This is a genomic window from Mesorhizobium sp. WSM4833, assembly GCF_055811095.1.
Genome location: NZ_JBVVQG010000058.1, coordinates 1 through 267 on the forward strand (window position 1 = coordinate 1; position 267 = coordinate 267).

Here is a 267-nt window from a genome sequence, read left to right on the forward strand (position 1 = left end):
GTATATGATGATGGGCGTCGGCATTCTGGTTCTACTGCTGTTGATCATCGGTATCGGTTCTGCGCTAAAAGCCCCCTCGACCACTTCCAGCGATCAAACCGCGTCTGGCGAGAAGAGTATTGATCTTGCTGGCAATGCGACCGATCAGGCGAATGGCGTGCAGCCAGCGCCGGGAACCACGTCTGCGGAAAATACTCAGCAGGATGTTTCTCTGCCACCGATCTCTTCTACGCCGACTCAAGGGCAAACCCCGGTGGCAACGGATGG

1 protein-coding gene is annotated in these 267 nt (G+C 56.2%); it reads left to right on the forward strand.

What is annotated here, in order from left to right; all coding sequences use genetic code 11:
• Positions 1 to 267: hypothetical protein (locus AC0L2D_RS31855; RefSeq protein ID WP_473544132.1), on the forward strand; the 267-nt coding region annotated here is incomplete at both ends.